Raw genomic sequence first — 24,351 nt, forward strand, 5'->3', positions numbered from 1 at the left:
CAAGTCATGGCGACGGCAACTGAAGTCAGGGTCGCACCTGAAGATGTGCAGGCGGCAGCAAGGCGCAGCGAGCGGATTCCGGACCCGGCAGTAGTGGTCATCTTTGGGGCCTCCGGGGACCTGACCAAGCGTAAGCTTCTGCCCGCTCTCTTTCATCTGGAGCAGCAGGGACTCCTTCCGGCTGAGTTTTCGATTGTGGGCGTGGCCCGCCGCGACCTTAAATCCAGCTTTGCTGCTGATATGAAAGACGGCATCCTGAAATACGGTGGCGGCAAGCCGGACGATAGCACCCTCGACAGTTTCATCGGCAAGGTGGAATACCATGCCATGAATTTTGACGATGACAAGGGTTATATCGAATTAAAGTCGCTGCTTGAAACCATTGACAAAGAGCGCGGGACGCAAGGCAACCGGCTCTTCTATCTTGCCGTTGCGCCTGAATACTTTGCTGACATCATTAATCGTCTGGGCGAACACGGGATGGCGCATCCGGAAAAAGGGTATGCGCGCGTCATTATTGAAAAGCCCTTCGGCCACGACCTGAAATCGGCTAAAGAACTGAATGATGATGTCAACCGCGTCTTTGACGAAGACCAGATCTTCCGCATCGATCACTATCTGGGCAAAGAGACGGTGCAGAACATCCTGGTCTTTCGCTTTGCCAATGGCATTTTCGAGCCCATCTGGAACCGCAATTACATTGACCATGTACAGATTACGGCGGCCGAGAGTATTGGCATCGAAGGCCGCGGGCCGTTTTATGAGAAGGCCGGCGCGCTGCGCGATGTCGTGCAGAACCACATGATGGAGCTGCTCTCATTCGTGGCCATGGAGCCGCCGGTTTCGTTTGAGGCCAATGCGGTGCGGGGAGAAAAGGTCAAGGTATGGCGGGCAATTAAACAGATCCCGATAGAAAACACCGTGCGCGGCCAGTACGCTCTGGGCATGGTGGATGGCCAACAGGTGCAGGGTTACCGCGAGGAAGACCGCGTAGACCCGAACTCCACCACGGAAACATTTGCCGCACTTAAGCTGGAGATTGAAAACTGGCGATGGGCCGGGGTGCCGTTTTACCTGCGCGCGGGCAAGCGATTGGCCAAGCGGGTGACGGAGATCATGATCCAGTTCAAGCAGCCCCCGCTGCTGTTGTTTGACCGCTTGGGTGGCGGCCCGTGCAATGAAATCCAACCCAATATTCTGACCATCCGGATTCAGCCGGATGAAGGTATCTCCTTGCGGTTTGGCGCAAAGGTCCCAGGGCCGGACACGAATGTTTGCCCCGTAGTGATGGATTTTCAATACGCGTCGGCCTTCGGGGTCAATTCTGCAAACGGCTATGAGCGGCTGCTGCTCGATGCCATGCTGGGAGACCAGACACTCTTCGCTCATCGTGATGGCGTGGAGGCGACCTGGGCGCTCTTCACTCCGGTGCTGGAGGCGTGGGCGAAATCGAAGCCGAGGGACTTCCCGAATTACACCAGTGGAACCTGGGGGCCGAAGGCCGCCGACGGGCTGATTGGACGCGACGGTCGGAAATGGCACCAGCTCTGAGCATCCCGCACAAACAGTGACGAAAAAATGCCGAGAAAAATCCTAGTTGAATATCGTGTTTCTGATGGACCAGACCTTCTGGCCCGTGCTGCGGCGGAACATTTTTTGAAAACGGTCCAGGAGGCCGTTGCCGCGCAAGGGAAGGCCCGCATCGCCATCTCCGGCGGCAGCACGCCGAAGCGCACGTTTGAACTGCTGGCAAATCCTGAGGAAAGATTTCTGCAGGCCATGCCGTGGGACAGGCTGGAGCTTTACTGGGTAGATGAGCGTACGGTCCCGCCTACCGATCAAGACAGCAATTACCGCATGACGCGCGAGGCGCTGCTTGAAAAGGTCCCCCTGAAACCAGAGCAGGTCTTTCGCATGGAAGGGGAACTCGATCCGGAAGAAGCCGCGGCGCGATATGAGTCGCTGATCCGTAACAACTTCCGGCTGGAAGGTGCAGAAGTGCCACGGTTTGACCTTGTCCAGCTTGGCATGGGCGATGATGGCCACACCGCATCGCTCTTTCCTCACACGCAGGCGATCCATGAATTGGGGCGGATTGTGGTGGCGAACCACGTTCCGCAAAAAGACACCTGGCGCATTACGCTGACCTGGCCCGTGCTGATTGAAGCAAGCGAAGTCTTCTTCCTGATCGGTGGCAAGGACAAGGCGGAGCCGCTGCACCGTGTGCTGCAGGGGCCTTATGATCCGGAAACATTGCCGTCGCAGCTGGTTCGTCCGAAGAGCGGCAAGCTGCTTCTGCTTCTCGACAAGGATGCGGCAGCGCTGTTGCCCGCGCCCGGCCCAGATGGGCGAGGAACACTGGAGATAGAACGATGATTCTGGCCGGAGACGTGGGCGGGACAAAAGTCCACCTGGCACTTTTTGGTTTTGAAAAGGGTGAGCTGACGCACGTTCGAGACGAAAAATTTCCTGCCCAGGAGTATTCAGGACTCGAAGTCATTGTGCGCCGGTTTCTTGAAGAGAGCAATCATCCTGAAGTCACGGCAGCATGTTTCGGTGTTCCGGGCCCGGTGCGTCAGGGAAGGCTGAAGCTGACCAATCTGCCCTGGGTGCTGGACAGCCGTGAATTATCAAAAGACCTCGATATTCAGCATCTGTTTCTTATCAATGATCTTGAAGCGAACGGCTATGGGATTCCGGAGCTGCATCCGGAGCAGATTTATGTTTTGAGTGAAGGAGACCCATCCGCAGTAGGGAACCGGGGGCTGGTCTCTGCCGGTACCGGACTGGGTGAGGCGATCCTGGTTTGGAATGGGCGGACACACGTGCCGATGGCTTCAGAAGGCGGGCACTGCGATTTTGCTCCGCGCAACGAAATCGAGATTGATCTGTTGCGCTATTTGCAGCGCAAGCTCAAAGGCCGCGTCAGTTATGAGCGGGTTGTTTCCGGCATTGGATTGCAGAACATCTATGCCTTTTTGCGCGACGAAAAGAAGATGGACGAGCCGGCGTGGCTGCGCGAGCGCATGGAACAGGAAGACCCGAATGCAGTGATTGGCGAGCTCGGCGAAAGCGGCGAAAATGAGCTGTGCGCCAGGACACTGGACATTTTTGTTGCTGCATACGGCGCCGAAGCCGGAAACCTGGCGCTGAAGGCCCTGACCATCGGTGGAGTTTATCTCGGTGGCGGCATTGCACCGAAGATTCTGAAGAAAATGAAAGAAGGGGCCTTCCTGAAGGCATTTACGGACAAAGGCCGTCTCAGCGATCTGCTGGTACATACTCCGGTCCGCATCATTCTGGAAAGCCGCGCTGCGCTGATGGGCGCTGCAGCTTATGCCGAAGCCAGGGCTGCTGAGATCAGCGGACAGTCTGTACGAGCTGCCTCTGTTCAGTTTTCCTGAATCCATCCGGGGCGCAGTGCGTCTCTTTATGTGTAGTGAGTTATGAAGACTGGCCACTTTGTTTCGAGACTCGGGATCTTTGCAGCAGTCTTTGCCTCCCTGTTGTTGCTCCCCGGACGTGCTCTGGCCCATGCAGTGCTGGTGTCTTCCTCGCCGTCCGCTCATGCTTCAGTCAAAGGACCCGAGATTGCAATCCATCTCAAATTCAATTCACGCATTGATGGCGCGCACTCGCGTCTGTATCTGGTGGGACCGGATGGCAAGGTGAAGACGCTGGTGCTAGAAGTGCAGTCCGCTCCCGACGCGCTTTCTGCACAGAGCATCAAACTGGGCGCAGGAGAGTACATCATCCGCTGGCAGGCGCTGGCTTCTGACGGTCATATTACGCGCGGGGAAATCCCGTTCACTGTCCAATAGAATTTTGATCTGGCTACTCCGAGACTTCGACCTGCTGTCAGTTCTGTTGCGCGCGGCAACGCTGGCATTGGAATCGCTGACTCTCGGCGGATTTGCGTTTCTGGTTTTTGTCGGCCGGCCATCCGGAATGGACCGTGAACATCTGCGCAGATTGCGGAGGGCAACGGCCTGGTCTGCTTTTGCTCTGGCCTTTGCTGAAATCCTTTCCCTTGCCACCAGCGCGGCCATTCTGACTGGGGGCTCTGGTTTCAGCTTTCGCGATGTTCTGTCAGCAGATTTTTTTCTGCTGGGATTGGTCCTGACGCTCAGCGCTGTGGCGCTGTTCTTTCTGCTGCGGTTGCAATCGGAAAAGGCCCTGTTTGTCGGTGCTGTGCCCGCATTCTTGGTACTGATGGCCTCTGTGGGAATGAGTCACGCGGCAGCGCGGCTGGAGCATCGCGGGCCCCTGCTTGTCCTGACGGCCCTGCACCATGTCGGCACTGCGGCGTGGATTGGCGCGATGCCATATCTGCTTCTCGCGCTGCGAAGGCAAGGCTGCGATCTGGTGGCTGCGCGTTGTACCCGGCGATTTTCAGCCATGGCAATTGTGAGTGTGGCGTTGCTTCTGCTGGGGGGTACCGGCATGGCATGGTTGTATGTTGGTTCGTTGCAGGGCCTGTATGGTACCAGCTACGGCGTCATGCTGATGGCAAAGGTTTATCTACTGTTGGTCATTCTTGGTCTTGGGGCCGGAAATTTCTTTCTGGCGCGTCAGATGGAACGCAGCCCTGCTCCGCTGCTGGTGCGGTTACGGCGCTTCAGTGAGGCAGAGATTGGCCTGGGATTCACGGCGATTCTGACCGCGGCCTCGATGACCTCGCAGCCTCCGGCGGTGGACCTTACGCAGGACCGGCTTACCAGGCACGAGATTGTGGAGCGCATGCGATGGGAGTGGCCGCGTCTGACCAGCCCTCCCCTGAAGGCGCTTGCACCGCCTACGCCGCTGAGTGTCGCAGTGCGGGAATCTACGTTTACTGGCGGCAGCGAGAGCGATGCGAATGATCGCGCATGGAGCGAGTACAACCATCACTGGGCCGGATTGATTGTGCTCGCGGCGGGATTGTTAGCATTCCTGGCGCGATGGCGTCTTCCCGGCGCGCGGCACTGGCCGCTTCTGTTTCTGGGACTGTCGGTTTTTATTCTGCTGCGCGCCGATCCGGAGAACTGGCCGTTGGGGCCGCGTCCGTTCTGGGCCAGCTTTACCGGGCCGGATGTGCTGGAGCACCGCATCTATGCGGTGCTGATTGCAGCCTTTGCCTTTTTTGAGTGGGCGGTGGAGACGGGCAGGCTGAAATCGCAATGGGCCACGTATATTTTCCCTTTGCTCTGCGCTGCGGGAGGCGCCCTTTTACTGACGCACCAGCACGCTCTGGGAAACATCAAGGAAGAGATGCTGGCCGAAATGAGTCATACTCCAATCGCCCTGCTGGGGGCGACGGCTGGGTGGGGGCGCTGGCTGGAATTGCGCCTTCCGGACCGGCGTCAATCCCGCATTGCTTCTTTCGTGTGGCCTATCTGTCTGGTATTGGTGGGGCTGGTCTTGCTTGACTATCGCGAATCCTGAACGGACAATCTTCTGTTGTGTTTGCGATATCGTAAAGAACAGGGCTTTCACGCACTCCGCAAAAGTACAGCTTTGTCTCTAGAAGGAGATCCTATGCCGCGATGTTTTCGTCCGTTTTTTGCCACTGCCTGTCTTGTCTTTGGCACACTCTTTATCCAGACCGCGCATGCGCAGCGTCTTCCTCAAACCGTCCGTCCGGAACACTACAGTCTCACGCTGACTCCTGATCTGAAAAACGCTACATTTACGGGAAAGGAAAAGATCGACGTTGTGATTTCCCAGCCCGTGGATGCAATTACGCTGAATGCGGCTGAGATCAAGTTCCAGAGCGTCAAAACAACACTGAACGGAAAGGTGCTGGAGGCCGCAGTTTCCCAAGATGCTGCAAAGGAGCAGGCGACCTTTGATTTTCACCAGAAGCTGCCCGCGGGCCATCTCACGCTCGACATTGAATACTCCGGCATCCTGAACAACGAGCTGCGCGGTTTTTATCTTTCCAAAACAGCAAAACGCAATTACGCTGTGACGCAGTTTGAGCCTACGGATGCACGCCGCGCCTTTCCATCCTTCGATGAGCCGGCCTTCAAGGCCAAGTTTGACGTAGCGCTGGTTGTCGATAAAGGCGATACGGCAATTTCGAACACCAACATCGTTTCCGATACGCCGGGTCCCGGCGAGGAGAAGCACACTCTCAAATTTGCGACCACGCCCAAGATGTCCACCTACCTGGTGGCCTTTCTTGTCGGCGACTTTCAGTGCACCTCCGGCGAGAGCGATGGCGTACCGATCCGAGGTTGCGCCACTCCGGACAAAGTGGAGCTGACGAAATATGCGGTGAAGGCCGCTGAGTTTGTGCTGCACTATTACGACAACTATTTTGGCATCAAGTATCCCATGCCCAAGCTGGACATGATTGCGCTGCCCGATTTTGAAGCGGGTGCCATGGAAAACTTCGGCGCGATCACCTATCGCGAAACCGACCTGCTGCTGGATGAAAAAAATGCATCGGTTGGCGCGAAAAAGAATGTGGCAGCCGTGGTTGCGCACGAAATGGCCCACCAGTGGTTTGGCGATATGGTCACCATGCAGTGGTGGAACAACCTTTGGCTGAATGAAGGTTTCGCCACGTGGATGGAAAACAAGCCCGTAGCAGCCTGGCACCCGGAGTGGCACATCCCGCAGGACGTGGCCCAGCAGTTGAACAGCACGCTGAACCTGGATGCGCAGCGTACGACACGCACGATTCGGGCCAAGGCTGATACACCGGATGAGATCAACCAGATGTTTGACGGCATTACTTACGGAAAGGCCGGAGCGGTGTTGCTGATGGTCGAGAATTATCTCGGCGAAGAGACCTTTCGTAAAGGCGTGCACAATTATCTGGCAGCACACATGTATGGCAATGCTACGGCAGAGGATTTCTGGAACGCGCAGACCGCGACAAGCCATAAACCTGTGGACAAAATCATGGAAAGCTTTGTCGTCCAGCCCGGTGAGCCGATCCTGACTTTCGGCGCCCCCCAGGGCGGTCAGGTGTCCGTGCAGCAGCAGCGCTTCTTCCTGAATCCCAGCGTGAAAGCAGATCAGGCCCAGTCCTGGACAGTACCGGTCTGCATGAAAACAGAAAGCGGAGAAGGAAGCTGTGAGGTGATTTCCTCTGCCCAGCAGACGCTCAAGGCCCGCAGGCAAAGTTTTTCTTCGCCAATGCTGCAGGAAAGGGATACTACCGCAGCACATATCCCTCGGATGTATACGAAAAGATCGTTTCCAACGTAGAAACGGGACTTACGCCGGAGGAACGCATCACACTGCTGGGCGATGTATGGGCACAGGTGCGCGCCAACAAAATGGCTGTGGGTGACTATCTGAATCTGGCCGCTGCGGTGAAAAACGACAGCAGCGCTTCCGTAGTGGAAACAGCGTTGAGTGCTGTGGGCACGATTGATGACCAGATCGCCTCTACGGAAGAAGAGCACAAGGCGCTGGCTGCTTGGGTGCGGAAGGAGTTTAAGCCGGCCTATGAGAAGCTGGGTGCTGCTTCCGACGCAGACGAGCCGGAAAAGAAAGAGCTGCGTGCGGCGTTGTTTGGGGCGCTTGGCACGATTGGAGAAGATCCTGAAATTATCTCTGAAGCAAAGCAGATTGCTCAGAGGTATCTGACAGATCCTGCTTCCGTTGAGCCGACCCTGGCACAGACGGCAACTGGGATTGCCGCTGAACATGGAGACCAGGCGTTCTTCGACCAGTTGCAGAAAATCTACGAGACCTCCTCAAATCCGCAGGTGCAGGAACATGCGCTGCGTATGCTGGCCATCTTCAAGGACCCTTCTCTTGAGCGGCGGACCCTGGATTACACCGTGTCAGACAAAGTACGGAACCAGGACGCAGCGATTGAGTTTTTGATTATGCTTCACGGACAGCAAACACGCGATGAGGCCTGGCAGTACATCCAGCAGAACTGGGACAAGGTCAAGGCGCAGCTTACAACTTCCATGGGGGCCTATCTGGTGGGAGCCACTGGGAGCTTTTGCAGTGCCCAGGCGCGTGACCAAGTAGTGGATTTCTTCTCCACACATAAGGTCCCCGCGTCGGACAGGTCATTGGCGCGCGCAAAAGACCAGATCAATGACTGCATTGAATTGCGTAGCGAGCAGGGGCCAAAACTGAAAGAGTGGATCGCGGCGCAGAAGTAAGGATGAGCAGCGACCACAATACGTATTGCTTCCCAATGTTAGAAAGCGGGCCGGAGCGCGTCTCCGGCCTCTTCTTTTTGGGTTGCGGTAAAAACGCGGGAAATTCCACGCAGAATCTGCTTTTTGGGGAACTGGCTATCCTCCAGGGCGAAAAAGATCTCGCCTGCGCGTTGTGTTTGTGGACGGTAATACCAACGCTTCAATAGACACAGGTGATCGGAAACGGTCTCACTGGACAACTTGGTTTTGTTGTTTTCCGATTCAAGCAGTGCAATGGCATGGTCCAGGCGTTCCTGTAATCCATCGTGTGAAGTCAATTGCACAGGGGCCGCAAGCGGCACTGCTTCTACAGCTACCGGCGCCAGATAGAGCGATGTAGATCTTGAGCGCTCATGATGCAGCCGCATTCCTGTTACAGGGTAGCGCGCTGGACCGGTGAGCACTCCATTTGAGAGCAGAAAGAGTGCAACACTTTCCGGCTCAGCAGAAGGCTGCAGGATCAATGCCCGCATGTTTGATAATTGCTGCACCGCAGGGGAGACCAGGGATACAACGGCCTCGACTTTTTGCAGCTTTGCATGAAGCTGAGCGGCCCTTTCAAATTCCAGCGCGGCCGATGCGCCATCGCGTTCTGCTAAAAGTTTCTCAATCAGGTTTGCCCCCCGCGTCTTGAGAAAGGCATGGATCCTGGCCGCCTCTTCACCGTACCGTTCGTCTGTACAGCCCTTAAAGCAGGGAGCAAGGCACATCTTCATTTCCGAATAAATGCAGCCAGGAAAGGCGGGGTCGGGGTGCAGGTCTTCATGGCAGCGGCGTAGCAGGAAGAGGTTCAGGGTCTCGTCCATAAATTTCTCCGCGGCCGCGCGAGAGGGAAACGGGCCGAAGAGATTGTCTCTTCCCGCTTTTGTAATTCGATTGGTTACATATAACCGAGGATAAGCGTTTTCCATTGCCATGCGCAGAAAGTATGGCGCCCGCAGGTGCATGCGTTTGCGCACAGTTGCACCAAAGACCTGTGCGGAAACGCGATAGAGCAGCAGCAGAGACTCGAAGTCCGACCCCGTGACCGAGTATTCGATACGCGCAATTTTTTCTGTCAGCCGCAGGCGTTTTGATTGCGTTGGACGCGCATCAAGAAAGCGCGCCAATCGACGGCGCAGGTTAGGCGTGCGGCTTACGTAGGGTTCAGCTCGTTCATCGTCGGCAAAAAGGGCAAAGACTCCGCCCTGAGACGGGACCTGTGCCAGGGCGGACTTCGGTTCTGCCGGATTGAAAGCTATGGAGTTCGCAAACATCGGGTCTGGTTTGATTATTCTCTGGTTGCAATGGCGCCGTCTACAAAGCCTCGTGCAACCAGAGGCGAGGCTGCCCGAGGGTTGGCGGGTTTGGTTCCTCTTCATCATTTCCACAAACTGCCTGGCTTCTGTTTCCTGCTACCATCGCGGCATGAAGAAGCTGATCCTTTTGTCTTTGGTTTTGTTGGTTTCATCCTCGGCCTTTGCGAAAACCCATCACCGGCACCATCGCCATCGGGCGCATCATTCTTATCATCAGGCACAATAGTCCGTAGCACGTCTTCTGTGGTACTGTTCGGCTATGAGTGAAGACATCCGCTACCCCATAGGGGGATTTTCCGGCCCCGTGCAGCAGACACCGGAGCAACGTCGTGCTTCCATTGCGGTGCTGGCAGCATTGCCGGAGAACCTGCGCTCTGCCGTGAGTGGTCTGACTGATGCGCAACTGGATACGCCATATCGCGAAGGGGGCTGGACCGTTCGGCAGCTCGTCCATCATGTGGCGGACAGTCACGTGAACGCCTATGTGCGTATCCGGTTGGCCCTCACAGAGGATTGGCCCGCCATAAAAGTCTATGACCAAAAGCTTTGGGCGAACCTGCCTGATGCCAGGTCGCTTCCGGTCGAGGTCTCTCTGGACCTTCTGGACGCGCTGCACAGGCGCTGGACAACATTGCTGGAATCTTTGACGGACCCGCAATGGGAGCGCGGGTATGTCCATCCCGAGAATGGCCGCCAAAGGATTGCTGAGGTGGTTCAAATGTACGACTGGCACTCGCGCCACCACGTCGCGCACATTACTGAATTACGCAAACGTAACGGCTGGTAATAGAAAAGTGCTTGCCCGGGCCAGGGTGGGGAAGCATAGTGTTGCTCATGCCGACTGCCACAAACCAGATTTCACCGGCGGAGCTCGCCTGCGCAATGGAAGCCTTTCTGGCCGCACATCCATCATCCTCAGTCCTGGAAGAGGGTCGCGTCCTGTTTGACATGCAAACAGCGCGCTACTCGGTTTCTGCAGTCCACGGGCGCTGTGTCATCCAGTTCTGGTCAGAAGAACGCAACATCGTCCGCACGGTGACAGGAATCAGCACACGTAAGGAGATGCTGCGTCTGGAGACCCGGCGTTTCGGCCAGACCCGGTCCCAGATGCTGGAACTGGTTTCCACCTCCGATCGGCGCACGCCAACGGTTCGCGAGACCACGCGCAAACGCTATGTGCGCCTGTTGGAGCGGGTGCTGGTCCGGTCCTTTCCTGACGCCAAGATCGGTGAGATGCGCACTGCGATGGACCTGGAGCACAGCTTTGGCCCAGCCTATGCCCGTGCAACCCTTCTTCTGGGGCAGAAGGCGTGGGCCATCATAGCGGTGAACGGTGAGGAGCCGGAGTCTACCATCGACGGCATCCTCACGGTGGGTATTTTATGGCTTGACTACTGCCGCAGGCATAGCGGAAGCCGTCGCATCTTTCAGGGATTGAAGGTCATTGTTCCTCCGGGCGCGGAACAGGCCACACGCGCGCGCATGGCCTGGATGAATCCAGCACTGGCAACCTGGGAGTTATACACGCTGCAAGAGCATTCAGAGGAGCTTCAGAGCGTCCCTCTGGAGGAAGGCAATCTTGAAACAAGGCTGGTGCAGGCCTTCGATCCGGCGCGCGTGAAAGAGCGGATGCAGGGCGCCATTGATTCTGTGCTAGCTCTGCTGCCATCCTCGATGCGCCAGCGAACGGAAGTATGCGCCATCAGCACTTCTGAGATTAGCTTTCGGCTTCATGGCCTGGAATTTGCCCGGGCCCGCCGCACTCTGGCGGCTGGTTCCTTTCATCATCAGGATGCCATTTCCTTCGGAGCGGGAAGAAATGAGACACCTCTGACTCCGGAATCAGAGGTCCTGTTTGGTGAGCTTATGCAGCGCCTCTGTGAGGGACGCAGTGCAAATGGCAGCGTACTGCATCCACTTTATCGCCTGCAGCCGGAACGTTGGCTGGAGTCTGAATTGAGAAAGAGCATCGGTGAAGTGGAACCTTCTTTACGGGAAGAGGTTGTCTATTCGCAGGTACCTGCGTTTTCCGCCGGTGACCGGGGCATGATTGATCTGTTGGGGATCACCCGGTCTGGCCGCCTGGCCGTGCTTGAGGTCAAGGCCGATGAAGATCTGCACCTGCCCTTGCAGGCTCTCGATTACTGGATACGAGTGCGGAGTGTCCATGCCGATGGAGAGCTGCGCAGGCATGGGTATTTCCCGCAGCTTGAGATTGCGGACCGGCCGCCACTGCTGATCCTTGTCGCCCCGGCCTTGCGGATTCACCCCGCAAATGAAACGGTTTTGCGTTCTCTGAAACCCGAAGTCGAGTGGACTTTGGCGGCCCTGGATGAACACTGGCGGCAGCGACTGAAGGTCATTTTTAGGAGGAAGAGCCATCCGCAGCCATTTCCGGATTGCTGAAAACGGATGAAATTGGACAGAATTTCGATGTATACTCTTGCCAACAGCGGCAAACCGTTGTGAGAGGTGCGTCTTCAGCAGTCGGCGTGTAGCACATCGGCTATCCGGGACTTCGGCGTGGAGAGCAATTGTACGCGTCCTGCGAAGTCCGATGGACGACCTGTGCTGCGCCTTGTTTCCCGCCTCCTGCCGCCTCTGTGGTGATCCTCTTACGCAATTTTCCCGCCTGCCTGTTTGTCATTCCTGTTGGAACCAGCTCCCGCAACAATATGGAAACCTTTGTGCTGTCTGTGGTGAGGCCCTTGGTGCCCAGGGATTTGACTCCTCTGCCAGGGACCTTTTGTGCCGGCTGTGCCGAATGGAGCAGCCCGCCTTTGTAAAGGCAGTGGCGCATGGTCTGTATCAAGGGCGGTTGCGGGAATTGATCCATCTCTTGAAGTATGAGGGGATGCGTCCGGTGGCCGAGAGGCTGGGCGCTTTGATTGCCTTGCAGGTAATGCTTTTGGAAAATCTGCCCCAGCAGATGACGGTCGTGCCCGTGCCGCTTTTCGCAGCCAAGCGCAGACAACGGCGTTTTAATCAGGCCGAGCTGCTGGCCCATTCCGCTGTAAGGGTTTTAAAGCAACAACGTTCTGACGTGCACTGGACCATAGCTGCCGGCTTGCTGGAAAGGCGGCGAGCCACAGAAAGCCAGGCGGGGCTGACCCCGCACCAGCGTCGTGCCAACGTGCGCGGCGCTTTTTTTGTTGCGCAACCGGAAAAAGTAAAGGAGAAAGACGTTCTTCTGCTGGACGACATTTACACCACCGGGGCCACGGCACGGGCCTGTGCTCAGACTTTACGCCGTGCTGGGGCACGAAGTGTCTGGGTGGCCACAGTGGCCCGCGCACAGCGGCAAGAGATGGTGGAAGTCCCCATGCAGCAAGATGTGGCGTTCTGGAGTTCAGGTTTTGTTCCTGCGGCCCGCAGTGCCTAGCACATCGGGCTGTCCTCATTTCATCTCTGGATTGACGGAGGAGAGAAATGTCTTTGGGAAAGGCCATGATTCACGCGCGTAAACAGAAGCACGTCACTGTTCCACGTGAGGAGGTGCGGGTCCATGCCAGCAAGGTGATGCAGTCACCGGTACTGGTGCTGAACGCATCCTATGAGCCCATTAACATTTGCGGCGCGCGCCGGGCGCTGGTACTGGTCCTCAAGGGCGTTGCCAAAACGGAAGAAGAGCAGGGTGCCACGCTTCATGCAGCGCGTGTGCGTATGCCTCTGCCTTCGGTCATCCGTCTGCTCGAATACCGTCGCATTCCGCACCAGACCAGAGCGCTGTCGCGAAAAAATATTCTTCTGCGTGACCGGAACACCTGCCAGTATTGCGGCATTGTGCTGCCTGCCTCTGAGCTTACGCTGGACCATGTCATTCCGCGTTCGCGCGGCGGAACATCTACCTGGGAAAACCTGGTTGCATGCTGCCATGCCTGTAACCGCAAAAAGGGAAATCTGCTGCTGCATGAGCTAGACGATATGAAGCTGCTGCGCGAGCCGCGCCCATTTACCTTGCACACAAGCAGACATATTATGCGGATGATCGGGCACAGCGATCTGAAGTGGAGAAAGTATCTCTACTACTAGACCAGCGGCGATATTGAGATTCGCCTGTGAAAGGACCGTCATCCGCAGCGTCCGTCATTTCCCGGAGGCTTTACGGATCTCGTTTTTTATCTGCTCGGAAACATCCGCGGGTAGATCTGGCATGGCCCCGGGTTGCGAGGCGACCCATGCTCCCCAGCGGTTCCCCGCTTCGTTCAGAACCTGCAAAGGAGCACCCTGAAGGAAGTAATGTACCAGGGCTGCCGTGAATGCATCCCCTGCACCAACGGTGTCCCTTACATTTGCGGGAAGGCCGAAATGACGGTCATGTCCGTCGCGGGTCACCAGCAGGCTTCCTTCCGCGCCCATCGTAATGCAGACAAGCTGGAGCGGGAAATGGTTGAGTAGCAGCAGCGCTCCCCGGTGCAGGGAAGATTCGTCTGTACCGCTCTCAGCGGCAAGCCCCAGCAGAGACAGCACCTGCGGCATTTCTGCATCATTCAGCTTTACACAGGTCGCCTTTTCGAGCGAGCGGGCGATGACGGCTCCATCAAAAAAAGGTCTCCGCAGATTGACGTCAAAAATGCGCACGCACGTCGGCATCGTGGCATCAAGAAAGGCGTGAATGGTTTCCCGTGAGACAGGACTGCGCTGGGCCAGCGTACCAAAACACACTGCATGAACACGCCGGGCCAATGCACTCCACTCCGGAGTCCATTGCAGGTAGTCCCATGCGACGGGTTGGTGAATTACGTACTCCGGCTGTCCCTCGCGCAAAGCTACAGAGACAGTTCCGGTCGGATGGTCGGCATCGGTCTGCAGGTAGCTGGTATCAGCGGACAATGCTGCCAGACGCGACAAGGCCTCCTGTCCTGCTTCATCTGGGCCAATACTGCTGGCGATAATGCCGTGATTGCCAAGTCGTGCTGCCATCACGGCGAAATTTGCTGGCGCTCCGCCAAGCTGCCTCCCAGTCGGCAGCAGGTCCCATAGCAGCTCGCCTAGGCCTGCAATGCAATACTGCTGACTCACTGCTTTTCTCCCGTAGAGGCAAGCAACTGCTGCATTTTCAGATATACCGCGTTGGTCCAGCCAAAACCGACCTGATTGCCTTTATAGCCTGTAGCAATGCTCATTTCCGAGGAGCCATGCACAACGTCATATTTTTCGCGCAGCGTGTGATCGCGGGCAAAATTTTCCAGAATCGTGCGGCTGAATTTTTCTGAGATGCGTCGGGCATCGGAGATGTCTCCCACCTTCTCCAGTCCGGCAATCGCAATCCATGTAGGAGGCGCCCAGCCATAGGGCAGGTCCCACTGCGTGCCGGAATCATACGTGCTCATGGCCAGGCCTCCGGACTGCTCAAACCAGTGCAGCGCCTTCTCTACCCCCTGTTGCTGGGTGGCGTCTGCCACTCCTGCCCATAGCGGATAAAAGGTCGTCAGATAGCGGTAAGTCGATTGCTGATGGGTTTCGAAATCGTAATCAAAATACATGCCCTCTTTCGCGTTCCAAAGGTATTTGTTCATGGCCGTCCTACGCCTCTCGGCCTGTGCATTCCATCGCTTGGCTTCGACGGGGTTGCCCAGCTTTTGCGCCATCCAGGCCAGGTCGCGCTCGTATTTATAAAGCAGGCTGTTGAGGCAGACAGGCGCATAGTGATGTGTGGCGCCGCTGAACGGACCAAAGCGAAAGCTCGGATCATATCCAGATTCGCGCATGGCGCGGTCCCCTTTGTAAAAGTCTTTGGAGAGCCAGTGCCCCTCGACGTGGGCCCGCGCGCAAACCACTGACGCTTGCACATCGCAGCTGATGGCCGCAAGTTTCGCCTTCTCAGCAGCATCCGGGTGGTCCGGTGCTTCCACCAGAAAGTCGGTATGTATCTCGGGATGCGCCAGGAGCCAGCGAATCACGTCGGGATAATAGGTGGAGTCATCTTCCTGTTCGGGCACCGGGCCTTCGCCGAGATCATCATAGCGGGCCAGGCCAGTATCTCCTGCGCGATGGAAGTCTTCAAGCCACAGGTCGTGGTCGCGCACAGCATAGGAGTATGCTCGTGCCAGCCATGTATCCCGTTGTTTTCCGGCCCTGTCCGCCTCGTAGACATCGCGAACCATGGAGGAGAGAAACGGTGGCTGGGAGCGCGTGAGATAGTATGTGCGGTTTGCATTCAGAATGCTTCCGTAATGCTCGATCTCGTAAAAAAAGTTTTCTACCATGCCTCGGGCCAGGTCCACACGATGGTCGTGCAGCAGTCCCAGCAGAATGAAGTAGCTGTCCCACCCATACATCTCATTGAATCGTCCGCCGGGGACGACATAGGGGTTCGGCAGATACAGAAGTCCTGGCGTCCGGATCGAACGCGGATCAATTTCTCCGATATGGGTAATTCGCTTTGGCAGACGTTCCACATCGACGTTGCATTGTGTGTGAAGCGCTGCTACCTGGGCAGGCATCGGCACATCCTGAGGCAGGTACAATACCGGTGCCGCCTTTACTTTTGGATCAACCAGAGAGTGGCAATCCAGCATCGAGCGGGTCAGTGTGTCCCACGTGTGCGCAATATAATCCTGGATCTGGGCGGCCTGCTGCTCAGGTTTCTCTTCCGTTAACTGTGCTGACAGGGGCGACAAGCAGAACAGCACCACAAACAGCAAAGTTCCCAGGCGCCTGGCAACGCATCCAACACCGGGCCCAAAAGATGCCTCTAAGCATTGCGTGGACTGAAACAGTCGTGGAAAGGCCTTTACGTGCAAGATCAAAACTCCTCTTACAATTCTGTCCGGACAACAAAAAAGCATAGCCGCTCGCGGCGCATCTTGCTATGGTCCGGGATCATTTTTTTTCTCCTGCTTCTTTGTGCCGGCGTCGTCATTGAAGTCCTTCTTCACCGTTCTGGACCGGTTTTACGTCAGCGCGTGATCGAAACACTCAGCGCCCGTTTCGACAGCCGCGTTGAACTGGAGCAGTTTCATGTCTACTTTCTGAATGGGTTTCAGGTCCGCGGATCAGGGTTAAAACTCTGGCCTAATCAAGTCCCTGCAGACCAGCCGCTTTTTGCAGTGGAGGAATTCAGCTTCCATACCGGATGGACTGGGCTTTTCCATTCTCCAATGACGATTGGGCTGGTACACCTGAAAGGGCTTTCCATCCATCTTCCGCCCAAACAGGAAAGACACAACCTGCCCCGGATGTCCGGAGAAAACGCCAGTAAGACCAAAATTTTCGTGGAGAAAATCCAGGTAGACCGTGCCAGGCTTGTGCTGGGTACAAACAAGCCCGGCAAGGTCCCTCTTGATTTCGACATTCGGGACCTGCAATTGCTGTCCGTCGGTGCGGGACAACCGATGCACTTCCATGCGGTCCTGACGAACCCTAAACCGATCGGCGACATTGATTCCAGTGGGCATTTCGGCCCATTTCATGCGGACGACCCCGGCGATTCTCCGGTAGATGGCATTTATAGTTTTACTCACGCTGATCTGAACTCGATAAAAGGTATTGGCGGCATTTTGTCGTCGCATGGAAAATACGCCGGTACTCTCGACAACATCGTCGTAGATGGTGAGACCGACACACCCGATTTTGAAGTAGACAGCGGAAATCACCCCATGCCCCTGCACACGAAATTTCATGCCATTGTGGATGGGACCAACGGGGACACGTATCTACAACCCGTGGATGCGATGCTGGTCCGCACGCATATCCTTGCCCGCGGAGAGGTCGTAAAGGCCCCCCAGGGTGGTCACAATATCAGGCTCGACGTAGCCGTAGGCCCCGCGCACATGGAGGACGTCCTCAAGCTTGCAGTCAGCACCCTGCCTCCGTTGATGAGCGGTGATCTGAAGATGAAGACAAAATTCTTTCTGCCTCCTGGCCCTGACTCAGTGACACAAAAACTTCAGTTGAATGGGAACTTCTCAGTGTCCAATGTTACTTTTGCCAGCGACAAAGTACAGTCGAAAGTGGACGAACTGAGTTTGCGGAGCCAGGGCCGCGCAAAAGAAGCAAAGCAGGTCAGCAGTAACGGGCCTGAATCCATTCAGTCGCAGTTAAGTGGGCAGTTTCAACTTGCAAATGGCAAAGCCATCTTTCCCAGCCTGAATTTCAATGTTCCCGGGGCCGCCATCAACCTTCAGGGACTGTATACGATGGATGGCAAAGAGTATGACTTTCACGGGAAAGCGCGGCTGACTGCGAAGGTCTCACAGCTCACTACAGGCTGGAAGTCCATCCTGCTCAAACCCGTAGATCCCTTCTTTTCAAAAAATGGAGCAGGCACGGAGGTGCCCATCCGAATTACCGGTACGCGAAATTCTCCCAAGTTCAGCCTGGATTTTGGACACAAAGAGAAGCATTGAAAGTTGGCAAGAAAGGATAAATGCATTTTCTGTTCGGAATGGACAGAACAAATTGCAACCGTCACCGGACCGATGAACCGTGGAGCTGGATACAAAGTAGAATGATGTTTCTCAGCCAATGTAGCTGAGAAAGTAGAAATCTTTATTTTCGGGAGAGCCAGATGGAACGTGTTACGAAAAAGATTCTGGGCCTGCTCATTGTTCTTGCATTGAGTACGGGCCTTCAGGGGCAGACTTCATCCCCCAACCATACCCCATGGTGGAAAGGTGCAGTCTTCTATGAGATTTATCCACGCAGCTTCCAGGATTCGAACAATGATGGCATCGGTGATCTGAATGGAATCACGGAACGCCTGGATTATCTGAAGTCTCTAGGAGTGGATGCCATCTGGCTAACACCCATCTATCCTTCTCCGCAGGTAGATTTTGGATATGACATCTCCAACTATGAAGATATTGATCCTCAATATGGCACTCTGAAGGACTTTGACCATTTGGTTGCAGAGGCGAAAAAGCGGAATATCCGCATCATCATGGACCTGGTGCTGAACCACACATCCGACAAGCATCCCTGGTTTATCGAGTCGAGCAGCTCAAAGACAAACCCGAAACGAGACTGGTATGTTTGGCGCGACGGTAAGGGTCCGGGAGAGCCGCCGAACAACTGGGAATCGCTGTTTGGCCACTCGGCATGGCAATATGATCCGAAAACCGGGCAGTATTATTACCACAAATTTTACATTCAGCAGCCAGACCTGAACTGGAACAATCCAGAAGTACGCAAAGCCATGTATGACGTCGAGCGGTTTTGGATCAATCGTGGAGTTGCCGGCTTCCGACTGGATGCTATTACTACTTTGTTTGAAGACCCACAGCTTCGCGATGAACAGGTCATCAAGGGTGCCGACGGCAGACCTGTGATCAACGCCTATGGTGATCCCGAGCTGGATGACGCCCGCACTAATAATCTTCCTGAGGTCCACGATGTTCTGCGCGAGCTTCGTGAGGTGGCTGACAGTTACAAAGGCCGTGATGTTGTACTCATCGGAGAAACGTATCTTCGCAGTGTAGACGACCTGCGGAAAATGTACGGCACGCATCATGATGAGTTGCAGCTTCCGATGGACATGCAGATTGGCTTTATCAATAAGTTCGATGTTGCGCTGTTTCGTCAGCGCATCAATGAAGCGCAGAACGACATCGACGGGAACGAGCCGCTGATTGTTTTCGATAATCATGACAACCCACGCTGGGACCGCTACGGAGACGGCAAGTATCACGATGATATTGGCCGCGTCATCGCGACGGTGCTTTTTGCCACGCGGGGCAGCGCCATGTTCTATTACGGTGACGAAATCGGCATGGTCACGACTCCTCCTACACGGAAAGAGGACGTCAAGGACCCCATCGGCATCACCGGATGGCCGAAGGAAAAGGGCCGCGATGGCGAGCGTACCCCCATGCAGTGGACGGACGGGCCGAACGCTGGATTCACCGGTGCAGACGTAAAACCCTGGCTGCCGATTCCGCCGAGTTACAAGACGGTGAATGTACAGGCCGAGTCAAAAGACCCAAATTCGATGCTGAACTGGTACAAGAAGATGATCGAGCTGCGGCGTACAGTTCCGGCACTGCGCTATGGCAACAACATCATGCTCAATCCCAGTGACAATCAGGTGCTCTCCTGGTTGCGAGTTGCACCGGGCCAGGCGCCGGTGGTCGTTGCGTGCAACTTTACGCCTAAGCCACAAAAGGTCCATTTCGACCTGACGGCACAGGGCATTGCGGGCAAACACGCAAAGACCCTCATCAAAACACCAGCAGCGGCCGATCCTTCTTCGCTGGACGACGTGGAATTACCGCCCTTCGGGGTCTATGTTGGAGAAGTCGAATAGGGCCAGGCAGCTGATTTCTTCTTAGCTTGTCGAGGATGCGCGTGGTGCGCGAATCATGCGGCTGTCATCGTGAGATGGCAGCCGTTGTTTCTTTGGGACGTCTCCCGTCAAGGACCTCCAAAAAAATTTGACAAGAACTAGACAGCAACTTAACGCCAGGCCTGCATACGGATGCGTACCTTTGCTTGCGTAGGGAGGAAACACCATGCAGCCGATGACAAAAATGCTGGTCCTCGCGGCGGCTCTGGTCAGTACGAGCGCTGCTTTCGCATCCACGAACACAACTGTCAATATTCCCTTCAGCTTTGAGACACATGGCAGGACCTATCCGGCCGGCAAATATGAGGTCAGGCTTGATCTGAACCAGAATGTCATCACGCTCAGCAGCCGCACGGACACGAAATCCTCGTTGATGTGGACGGCTTCTCCCGCAGATTTTGGTCCGCAGATGCCCCTGTTGTCACTAAAGTTCGACAACAACGACGATGGCACACATGCACTGCAGCGCATCCGTTTGGGTTCGCGGACCACACCGGTACTGGACGCACGTGAGCATCACTCTGCCCAGCGCGAAGTGTCGATCACTGGCGGACGGTAGTAGCAACCACCCCTTCCAGGAAAGGGCCTGTGTCTTCATGCTCCGATGCAGGCCCTCTTTTTTTGCCTACAGGCCCCGCACCCTGGGAGCAAGATACTCCGGCCCTGCCGGATCCAAAACACATTCCCGAACGATGTCCTCTATCGCTGCCATGGCGGCATCATCCAGCTTCCATCCCAGTACCTCCCGCACGGGCGACAGTTGTTCTGGACGCTTGGCGCCCCAAAGTGCTGCGCTGATTCCAGGACGGTCAAGCACCCAGCGCATGGCCAGGTGCAGCACGCGTTTGCCGTAATTTTCCTGAGCAAATTTGTCCAGGAGCGCCACAGCGTTCAGATACTGCTCGTAGCGCGGCTGCTGGAACTTCGGGTCTACCCTGCGAATATCTCCTACGGGAAATTCTGTGGATGCTGTAAGCCGCCCGGCAAGCAGGCTGCGACAAAGTGGACTGTAGACGATCAGAGCAACAGTATGCTCCCGGCACCAGGGCACAACCGTATGTTCGATTTCGCGCTCAAAAATGTTGTAGGGCGGCTGATTGGAGTGCAGCGGGGCGGCCTCGCTGAAGACCCGCATCTGTGCCGCTGAAAAATTACTGACGCCGATTGCGCGGATCTTTCCCTCCTCGTAGAACTCGCGCATCACTGCGGCTGGTTCTTCAACTGGCACCAGCGTGTCTGGCCAGTGAATCTGGTACAGATCAATGTAGTCGGTCCTCAGGCGGCGAAGTGAATCTTCCAGTTCCCTCCGCAGCCGCGCCGGTGTTGCATTGGCATAGACCCCGCTCTCGTTCCACTCCAGACCTGCTTTGGTGGCAACGTAGAATGTGTCGCGTTTTCCGTGCTGCCGTATGGCCTTGCCCACAATTTCTTCTGCGCGGCCGTGTCCATAAATGGGCGCCGTATCGATCAGGCGGATACCGCAGTCCAATGCGGTAAGACAAGTAGCGATTGCATCTTTCTCCGGGACATCACCCCACTCGCTGCCGCCAATCGCCCATGTGCCCAATCCGATGCGCGAAACTGGCTGGTTGTTCAGAAGGAACTGTTCCATAAGCAAACAGATTACAATGCCGTCGGGCGCGAAAACGCCTTCATCGAAGGAGGATATGTGCAGGAGATCTCACGGCGGTCGTTTCTCAAGGCCGGTTGCGCAGCAGCGGCTGCGTTTGGAATGGGTGGGGCACGGGTATTTGCCAACCCGCTTGGATTGCCCATTGGGCTACAACTTTACAGTGTGCGCGCTCTGCTTCCCAAAGATTACCTGGGAACGCTCAAGCAGCTTGCCGCCATCGGATACAAAGAAGTGGAAGCTGCGGGATTCTTTGATCATCGTGCTTTGGACGTAAAAAAGGCCATGGCCGATGCAGGACTGCGCTGCGTCAGCGCACATTACCCCATGCCGGTGCTGCAAAAAGACCCGGAGGGCACTCTGCACTACGCAAAGACACTGGGCCTTGAATATATTGTTTGTTCTTCGCCTTCTGTTGCAGATCCATCTGCCGGCAGGCATGAACTTACGGCCGACGACTGGCGCTGGAACGCTGAACAGCTTAACCGCTTTGGAAGACAATTCAAGGCAGAGGGCATTCGCATGGGATATCACAACCATACCCCTGAGTTCCGCGACCTTGGCGGGGGAAGGGTTGGTTACGATGTGCTGCTCAAGGACACCGACCCTGCTCTGGTGACATTTGAAATGGACTGCGCATGGGTCGTAGCTGGCGGAAGAAATCCAGTGGACTACCTGCATCAATATCCCGACCGCATTTCCATGCTGCATATCAAGGACTTGAAGCCCGTCATCGGAGATCCTATGCAGCGCACCTCGACCGTCCTGGGGAAGGGGACCATTGATTACAAACCCATCTTTGCCGCCGCGAAAAAAGCGAACATCAAGCATTATTTTGTGGAGCAGGAGGAGTTTGACGGCGATCCGCTCGACGAGCTTCGCCAGGACTATCGGTATCTGCACGATTTACACTAAAACGAAAGCATCTTTTGCAAGGAGATTTCATCAGGTGTCCCAACGCACCTTCAGCATCATCAAGCCAGACGCGGTCCGCAAGGGCCATTCCGGGGCCATCCTCGCCGAGATTGAAAAGGCGGGGTTCAAGCTCATTGCCATTAAAAAGCTTTCCATCTCAAAGACCCAGGCGGAAGGCTTCTATTATGTCCACAAGGAACGCCCATTCTTTGGCTCCTTGACGGACTTCATGTCTTCAGGACCGATTTTCGTCATGGTGCTGGAGAAGGACAACGCCATCGCCGACCTGCGCAAACTGATGGGCGCAACCAACCCGGCGAACGCCGAGGAAGGGACCATCCGCAAAAAGTTCGCGGCTTCGATTGAAGAAAACGCCATCCATGGGTCAGACGGAGAAGACACGGCCAAGTTTGAAATTGGCTACTTTTTTGCTGGTTACGAACTCGTCTGAAAAGAGACAGCCTTCCTGCGTCCCACATCTCGATGAGGTGTGGGACGTACTCTATTCCACGGGCTTGTTAAAAAACATTGCGGCCTGTTCCGCACGCGGCGGCCGGGTAAAAGCGCTTACCAGGACCAGGCACAACACAGCCGCAATCAGGGCAGGAAAGATGGCATCGCGCTCGGCCAGGACTGCGGGCAGGTGATGGTGCACGAAGCCAGTGTCCCAGAAGACAGTGATAAAGGTTCCGGCAAAAATTGCGCTCACCGCTCCGGCAGCATTTGCTCTTTTGGAATAGAAGGCCGCCAGGATCACCGGCGTGAGCGCGGCTGAATAGACCGTATAAGCGTAAAGCGTCTTTTGCAGGACAGATCCGGTATGCAGCGCCTGGTACAGCGCCCAGATTCCAAGAAACACCACCATCAGCCGCGAGATAATCAAAATGCGTTTGTTTGAGGCGTCCGGCGCAATGTAGCGCACAAAAATATCATTCACAAGGTTTGTTGCCGGGGAAAAAAGAAAATTGTTTGCCGTGGAGATGATTTTGGCAAAGATTGCGCCCATCAGCAGTGCACCCAGCAGCCCGGGCAGACTGTGCAGAGCAGTAAAGGCCAGGATTGCACGAGGAAAGGGCGAAGCATGGTTTTTGATGGCCATCACATGGCCGAGCATGGCCAGCAGAACGATGACGGTTTCAAGGACCACTGTCCCGATGACCCATCCAACCACTGCAACTCGCGCATCCTTCTCTGACTTGGCCGAGAAAAATTTCTGATACATGGCCTGGTTTCCCAGCATCAGCAAGCAGGTTGGCAGAAACAACTCCATGGCGCGGAGAAAAGACCCGGAACCCAGAGGCCGGAAATGGGAGGCAGGCAGCGCGGTATGGAAGCCGCTCCACCCTCCAGCCATATGCAGCAGAACAGGAAATGCCATCAACAGGGTTACGGTCGCAAGCAGACCGATGACGACGTCCATATATGCCACAGAAGACATTCCGGCAATTGCGGTAAACACAATGACAAAAATGGCAATGATGTATTTGCCCAGGTCCGGCGTAATGACTGTCGGGAAGATAAGGCTCAGGATATCTCCGCCGCCGATCAGCTGATAGCTGGTAATGGCGGTGTAGGCAAATAGTACGGCGATGACTCCGAGCACACGGGCCAGCTGGTTGTAGCGGGCCTCCAGCAGGTCGGGAATGGTGAACTGGGCCGACCTCCGCGCACGAGGCGCAATGAAATAAATCAGCAGCAGTCCGGCCCATCCGCCGGCGCCCTGCCATAGCGCCACAATCCCGTTGTTATAGGCATTCTCCGCGCCGCCCAGCAGGGAACCAGACCCGATCCATGACGATAGCAGCGTGAAGATCAGCACAAATGCGGGCAGCGAGCGCCCGGCAACCAGATAATCAGCCTTTGTCTTCACTTTTCCCAGGCGCGTTAGCGAGACAACAAGCAGGGTAAGAATGATGGCGCCGACAATCGCGGCGTACAGATGACTCATGGTCTTCCTTTTTCAGGCGTAAGCGACAGTGTACGGGGAAATCCCGGGAAGAGGAAGCGAGGTGGATGGCAGAGGGCCTGTCCGGAGCAGAAAAGCTGCCGGCGCAGTTCTTTGCTGTA

General features: G+C 55.8%; 20 protein-coding genes and 2 pseudogenes. 17 read left to right on the forward strand and 5 right to left on the reverse strand.

The window, feature by feature from the left end:
- Positions 1–6 precede the first annotated feature (6 nt).
- The 7 genes and pseudogenes from zwf to N655_RS20900 all read left to right on the forward strand — a co-directional run.
- Positions 7–1,551 carry a glucose-6-phosphate dehydrogenase gene (gene zwf, locus N655_RS0108845; RefSeq protein ID WP_026442686.1) on the forward strand — a complete coding sequence of 515 codons (1,545 nt, stop codon included), beginning with the start codon at positions 7–9 and terminating at the stop codon, positions 1,549–1,551.
- A 27-nt stretch (positions 1,552–1,578) separates the two neighbouring features.
- On the forward strand, positions 1,579–2,376 hold the full coding sequence (gene pgl, locus N655_RS0108850; protein WP_026442687.1) for a 6-phosphogluconolactonase: 798 nt from the start codon (positions 1,579–1,581) through the stop codon (positions 2,374–2,376).
- Positions 2,373–3,404: a glucokinase gene (gene glk, locus N655_RS0108855; RefSeq protein WP_026442688.1), complete on the forward strand. Its 1,032-nt coding sequence runs from the start codon at positions 2,373–2,375 to the stop codon at positions 3,402–3,404. Before pgl ends, glk begins: the two co-directional genes overlap by 4 nt.
- Before the next feature lie 42 nt (positions 3,405–3,446).
- Positions 3,447–3,821, forward strand: a complete 375-nt coding sequence (locus N655_RS0108860; RefSeq protein ID WP_044934318.1) for a copper resistance CopC family protein — start codon at positions 3,447–3,449, stop codon at positions 3,819–3,821.
- 4 nt (positions 3,822–3,825) lie between these two features.
- Positions 3,826–5,424, forward strand: coding sequence for a copper resistance D family protein (locus tag N655_RS0108865; RefSeq protein WP_049961349.1), 1,599 nt, complete (start codon positions 3,826–3,828; stop codon positions 5,422–5,424).
- 93 nt (positions 5,425–5,517) lie between these two features.
- Complete coding sequence (locus tag N655_RS20895) at positions 5,518–7,200, forward strand: M1 family metallopeptidase (RefSeq protein ID WP_238324611.1); 1,683 nt, start codon at positions 5,518–5,520, stop codon at positions 7,198–7,200.
- Positions 7,176–8,117 (forward strand): annotated as a pseudogene (locus N655_RS20900) (ERAP1-like C-terminal domain-containing protein); the annotation flags it as partial. The gene N655_RS20895 and the pseudogene N655_RS20900, both read left to right, overlap by 25 nt.
- Positions 8,118–8,155: 38 nt before the next feature.
- Here N655_RS20900 and N655_RS18170 read toward each other — a convergent pair.
- Positions 8,156–9,412, reverse strand: coding sequence for an excinuclease ABC subunit UvrC (locus tag N655_RS18170; protein ID WP_044934320.1), 1,257 nt, complete (start codon positions 9,410–9,412; stop codon positions 8,156–8,158).
- Between the two features lie 301 nt (positions 9,413–9,713).
- On the opposite strand from N655_RS18170, the gene N655_RS0108880 reads away from it, so the two are divergent.
- From N655_RS0108880 to N655_RS0108895, 5 genes and pseudogenes are all read left to right on the forward strand, one after another.
- On the forward strand, positions 9,714–10,241 hold the full coding sequence (locus N655_RS0108880) for a YfiT family bacillithiol transferase (RefSeq protein ID WP_026442691.1): 528 nt from the start codon (positions 9,714–9,716) through the stop codon (positions 10,239–10,241).
- A gap of 47 nt (positions 10,242–10,288) precedes the next feature.
- The gene (locus N655_RS0108885) at positions 10,289–11,860 is read left to right on the forward strand and encodes a PDDEXK family nuclease (RefSeq protein WP_026442692.1); all 1,572 of its coding nucleotides are present in this window, start codon (positions 10,289–10,291) and stop codon (positions 11,858–11,860) included.
- Between the two features lie 151 nt (positions 11,861–12,011).
- Positions 12,012–12,203 (forward strand): annotated as a pseudogene (locus N655_RS21185) (double zinc ribbon domain-containing protein); the annotation flags it as partial.
- A gap of 15 nt (positions 12,204–12,218) precedes the next feature.
- On the forward strand, positions 12,219–12,836 hold the full coding sequence (locus N655_RS18175; RefSeq protein ID WP_049961350.1) for a ComF family protein: 618 nt from the start codon (positions 12,219–12,221) through the stop codon (positions 12,834–12,836).
- A gap of 47 nt (positions 12,837–12,883) precedes the next feature.
- A complete protein-coding gene (locus N655_RS0108895) occupies positions 12,884–13,486 on the forward strand; it encodes an HNH endonuclease (RefSeq protein ID WP_026442693.1) in 603 nt (200 codons plus the stop codon).
- 54 nt (positions 13,487–13,540) lie between these two features.
- Here the strand turns inward: N655_RS0108895 and N655_RS0108900 are convergent, their stop codons facing one another.
- Positions 13,541–14,476, reverse strand: coding sequence for a carbohydrate kinase family protein (locus N655_RS0108900; RefSeq protein WP_026442694.1), 936 nt, complete (start codon positions 14,474–14,476; stop codon positions 13,541–13,543).
- Complete coding sequence (locus tag N655_RS18180) at positions 14,473–16,077, reverse strand: alpha,alpha-trehalase (RefSeq protein WP_238324612.1); 1,605 nt, start codon at positions 16,075–16,077, stop codon at positions 14,473–14,475. The genes N655_RS0108900 and N655_RS18180 overlap by 4 nt, the downstream gene beginning before the upstream one ends.
- 285 nt (positions 16,078–16,362) lie before the next feature.
- On the opposite strand from N655_RS18180, the gene N655_RS0108910 reads away from it, so the two are divergent.
- The 3 genes from N655_RS0108910 (at position 16,363) to N655_RS0108920 (ending at position 20,298) form a co-directional block, all read left to right on the forward strand.
- Positions 16,363–17,805 (forward strand): AsmA-like C-terminal region-containing protein, encoded by a 1,443-nt coding sequence (locus N655_RS0108910; RefSeq protein ID WP_238324614.1) that lies wholly within the window; start codon positions 16,363–16,365, stop codon positions 17,803–17,805.
- 161 nt (positions 17,806–17,966) lie between these two features.
- Positions 17,967–19,700 carry a glycoside hydrolase family 13 protein gene (locus N655_RS0108915; protein ID WP_026442696.1) on the forward strand — a complete coding sequence of 578 codons (1,734 nt, stop codon included), beginning with the start codon at positions 17,967–17,969 and terminating at the stop codon, positions 19,698–19,700.
- A gap of 205 nt (positions 19,701–19,905) precedes the next feature.
- Positions 19,906–20,298, forward strand: coding sequence for a hypothetical protein (locus N655_RS0108920; protein ID WP_026442697.1), 393 nt, complete (start codon positions 19,906–19,908; stop codon positions 20,296–20,298).
- Positions 20,299–20,364: 66 nt separating this feature from the next.
- Here N655_RS0108920 and N655_RS0108925 read toward each other — a convergent pair whose 3' ends face one another.
- A complete protein-coding gene (locus tag N655_RS0108925; protein ID WP_026442698.1) occupies positions 20,365–21,351 on the reverse strand; it encodes an aldo/keto reductase in 987 nt (328 codons plus the stop codon).
- Between the two features lie 57 nt (positions 21,352–21,408).
- Here N655_RS0108925 and N655_RS18185 point away from each other — a divergent pair, with 57 nt between their 5' ends.
- Positions 21,409–22,284: a sugar phosphate isomerase/epimerase family protein gene (locus N655_RS18185; RefSeq protein WP_162173531.1), complete on the forward strand. Its 876-nt coding sequence runs from the start codon at positions 21,409–21,411 to the stop codon at positions 22,282–22,284.
- Positions 22,285–22,318: 34 nt separating this feature from the next.
- Positions 22,319–22,735 (forward strand): nucleoside-diphosphate kinase, encoded by a 417-nt coding sequence (gene ndk / locus N655_RS0108935; protein WP_026442699.1) that lies wholly within the window; start codon positions 22,319–22,321, stop codon positions 22,733–22,735.
- Positions 22,736–22,786: 51 nt separating this feature from the next.
- On the opposite strand, the gene N655_RS0108940 is transcribed toward ndk, so the two are convergent.
- The gene (locus N655_RS0108940; protein WP_026442700.1) at positions 22,787–24,232 is read right to left on the reverse strand and encodes a sodium:solute symporter family protein; all 1,446 of its coding nucleotides are present in this window, start codon (positions 24,230–24,232) and stop codon (positions 22,787–22,789) included.
- Positions 24,233–24,351: the final 119 nt, after the last annotated feature.

The organism is Pseudacidobacterium ailaaui, assembly GCF_000688455.1.
Taxonomy (GTDB): Bacteria; Acidobacteriota; Terriglobia; order Terriglobales; family Acidobacteriaceae; genus Pseudacidobacterium; species Pseudacidobacterium ailaaui.

Excerpts from the sequence above, each read along its gene's own strand:
- zwf (WP_026442686.1), top strand. The coding sequence starts at position 7 with ATGGCGACGGCAACTGAAGTCAGGGTCGCACCTGAAGATGTGCAGGCG.
- pgl (WP_026442687.1), top strand. The coding sequence starts at position 1,579 with ATGCCGAGAAAAATCCTAGTTGAATATCGTGTTTCTGATGGACCAGAC.
- glk (WP_026442688.1), top strand. The coding sequence starts at position 2,373 with ATGATTCTGGCCGGAGACGTGGGCGGGACAAAAGTCCACCTGGCACTT.
- N655_RS0108860 (WP_044934318.1), top strand. The coding sequence starts at position 3,447 with ATGAAGACTGGCCACTTTGTTTCGAGACTCGGGATCTTTGCAGCAGTC.
- N655_RS20895 (WP_238324611.1), top strand. The coding sequence starts at position 5,518 with ATGCCGCGATGTTTTCGTCCGTTTTTTGCCACTGCCTGTCTTGTCTTT.
- N655_RS18170 (WP_044934320.1), bottom strand. The coding sequence starts at position 9,412 with ATGTTTGCGAACTCCATAGCTTTCAATCCGGCAGAACCGAAGTCCGCC.
- N655_RS0108880 (WP_026442691.1), top strand. The coding sequence starts at position 9,714 with ATGAGTGAAGACATCCGCTACCCCATAGGGGGATTTTCCGGCCCCGTG.
- N655_RS0108885 (WP_026442692.1), top strand. The coding sequence starts at position 10,289 with ATGCCGACTGCCACAAACCAGATTTCACCGGCGGAGCTCGCCTGCGCA.
- N655_RS18175 (WP_049961350.1), top strand. The coding sequence starts at position 12,219 with ATGGAGCAGCCCGCCTTTGTAAAGGCAGTGGCGCATGGTCTGTATCAA.
- N655_RS0108895 (WP_026442693.1), top strand. The coding sequence starts at position 12,884 with ATGTCTTTGGGAAAGGCCATGATTCACGCGCGTAAACAGAAGCACGTC.
- N655_RS0108915 (WP_026442696.1), top strand. The coding sequence starts at position 17,967 with ATGGAACGTGTTACGAAAAAGATTCTGGGCCTGCTCATTGTTCTTGCA.
- N655_RS0108920 (WP_026442697.1), top strand. The coding sequence starts at position 19,906 with ATGCAGCCGATGACAAAAATGCTGGTCCTCGCGGCGGCTCTGGTCAGT.
- N655_RS0108925 (WP_026442698.1), bottom strand. The coding sequence starts at position 21,351 with ATGGAACAGTTCCTTCTGAACAACCAGCCAGTTTCGCGCATCGGATTG.
- N655_RS0108940 (WP_026442700.1), bottom strand. The coding sequence starts at position 24,232 with ATGAGTCATCTGTACGCCGCGATTGTCGGCGCCATCATTCTTACCCTG.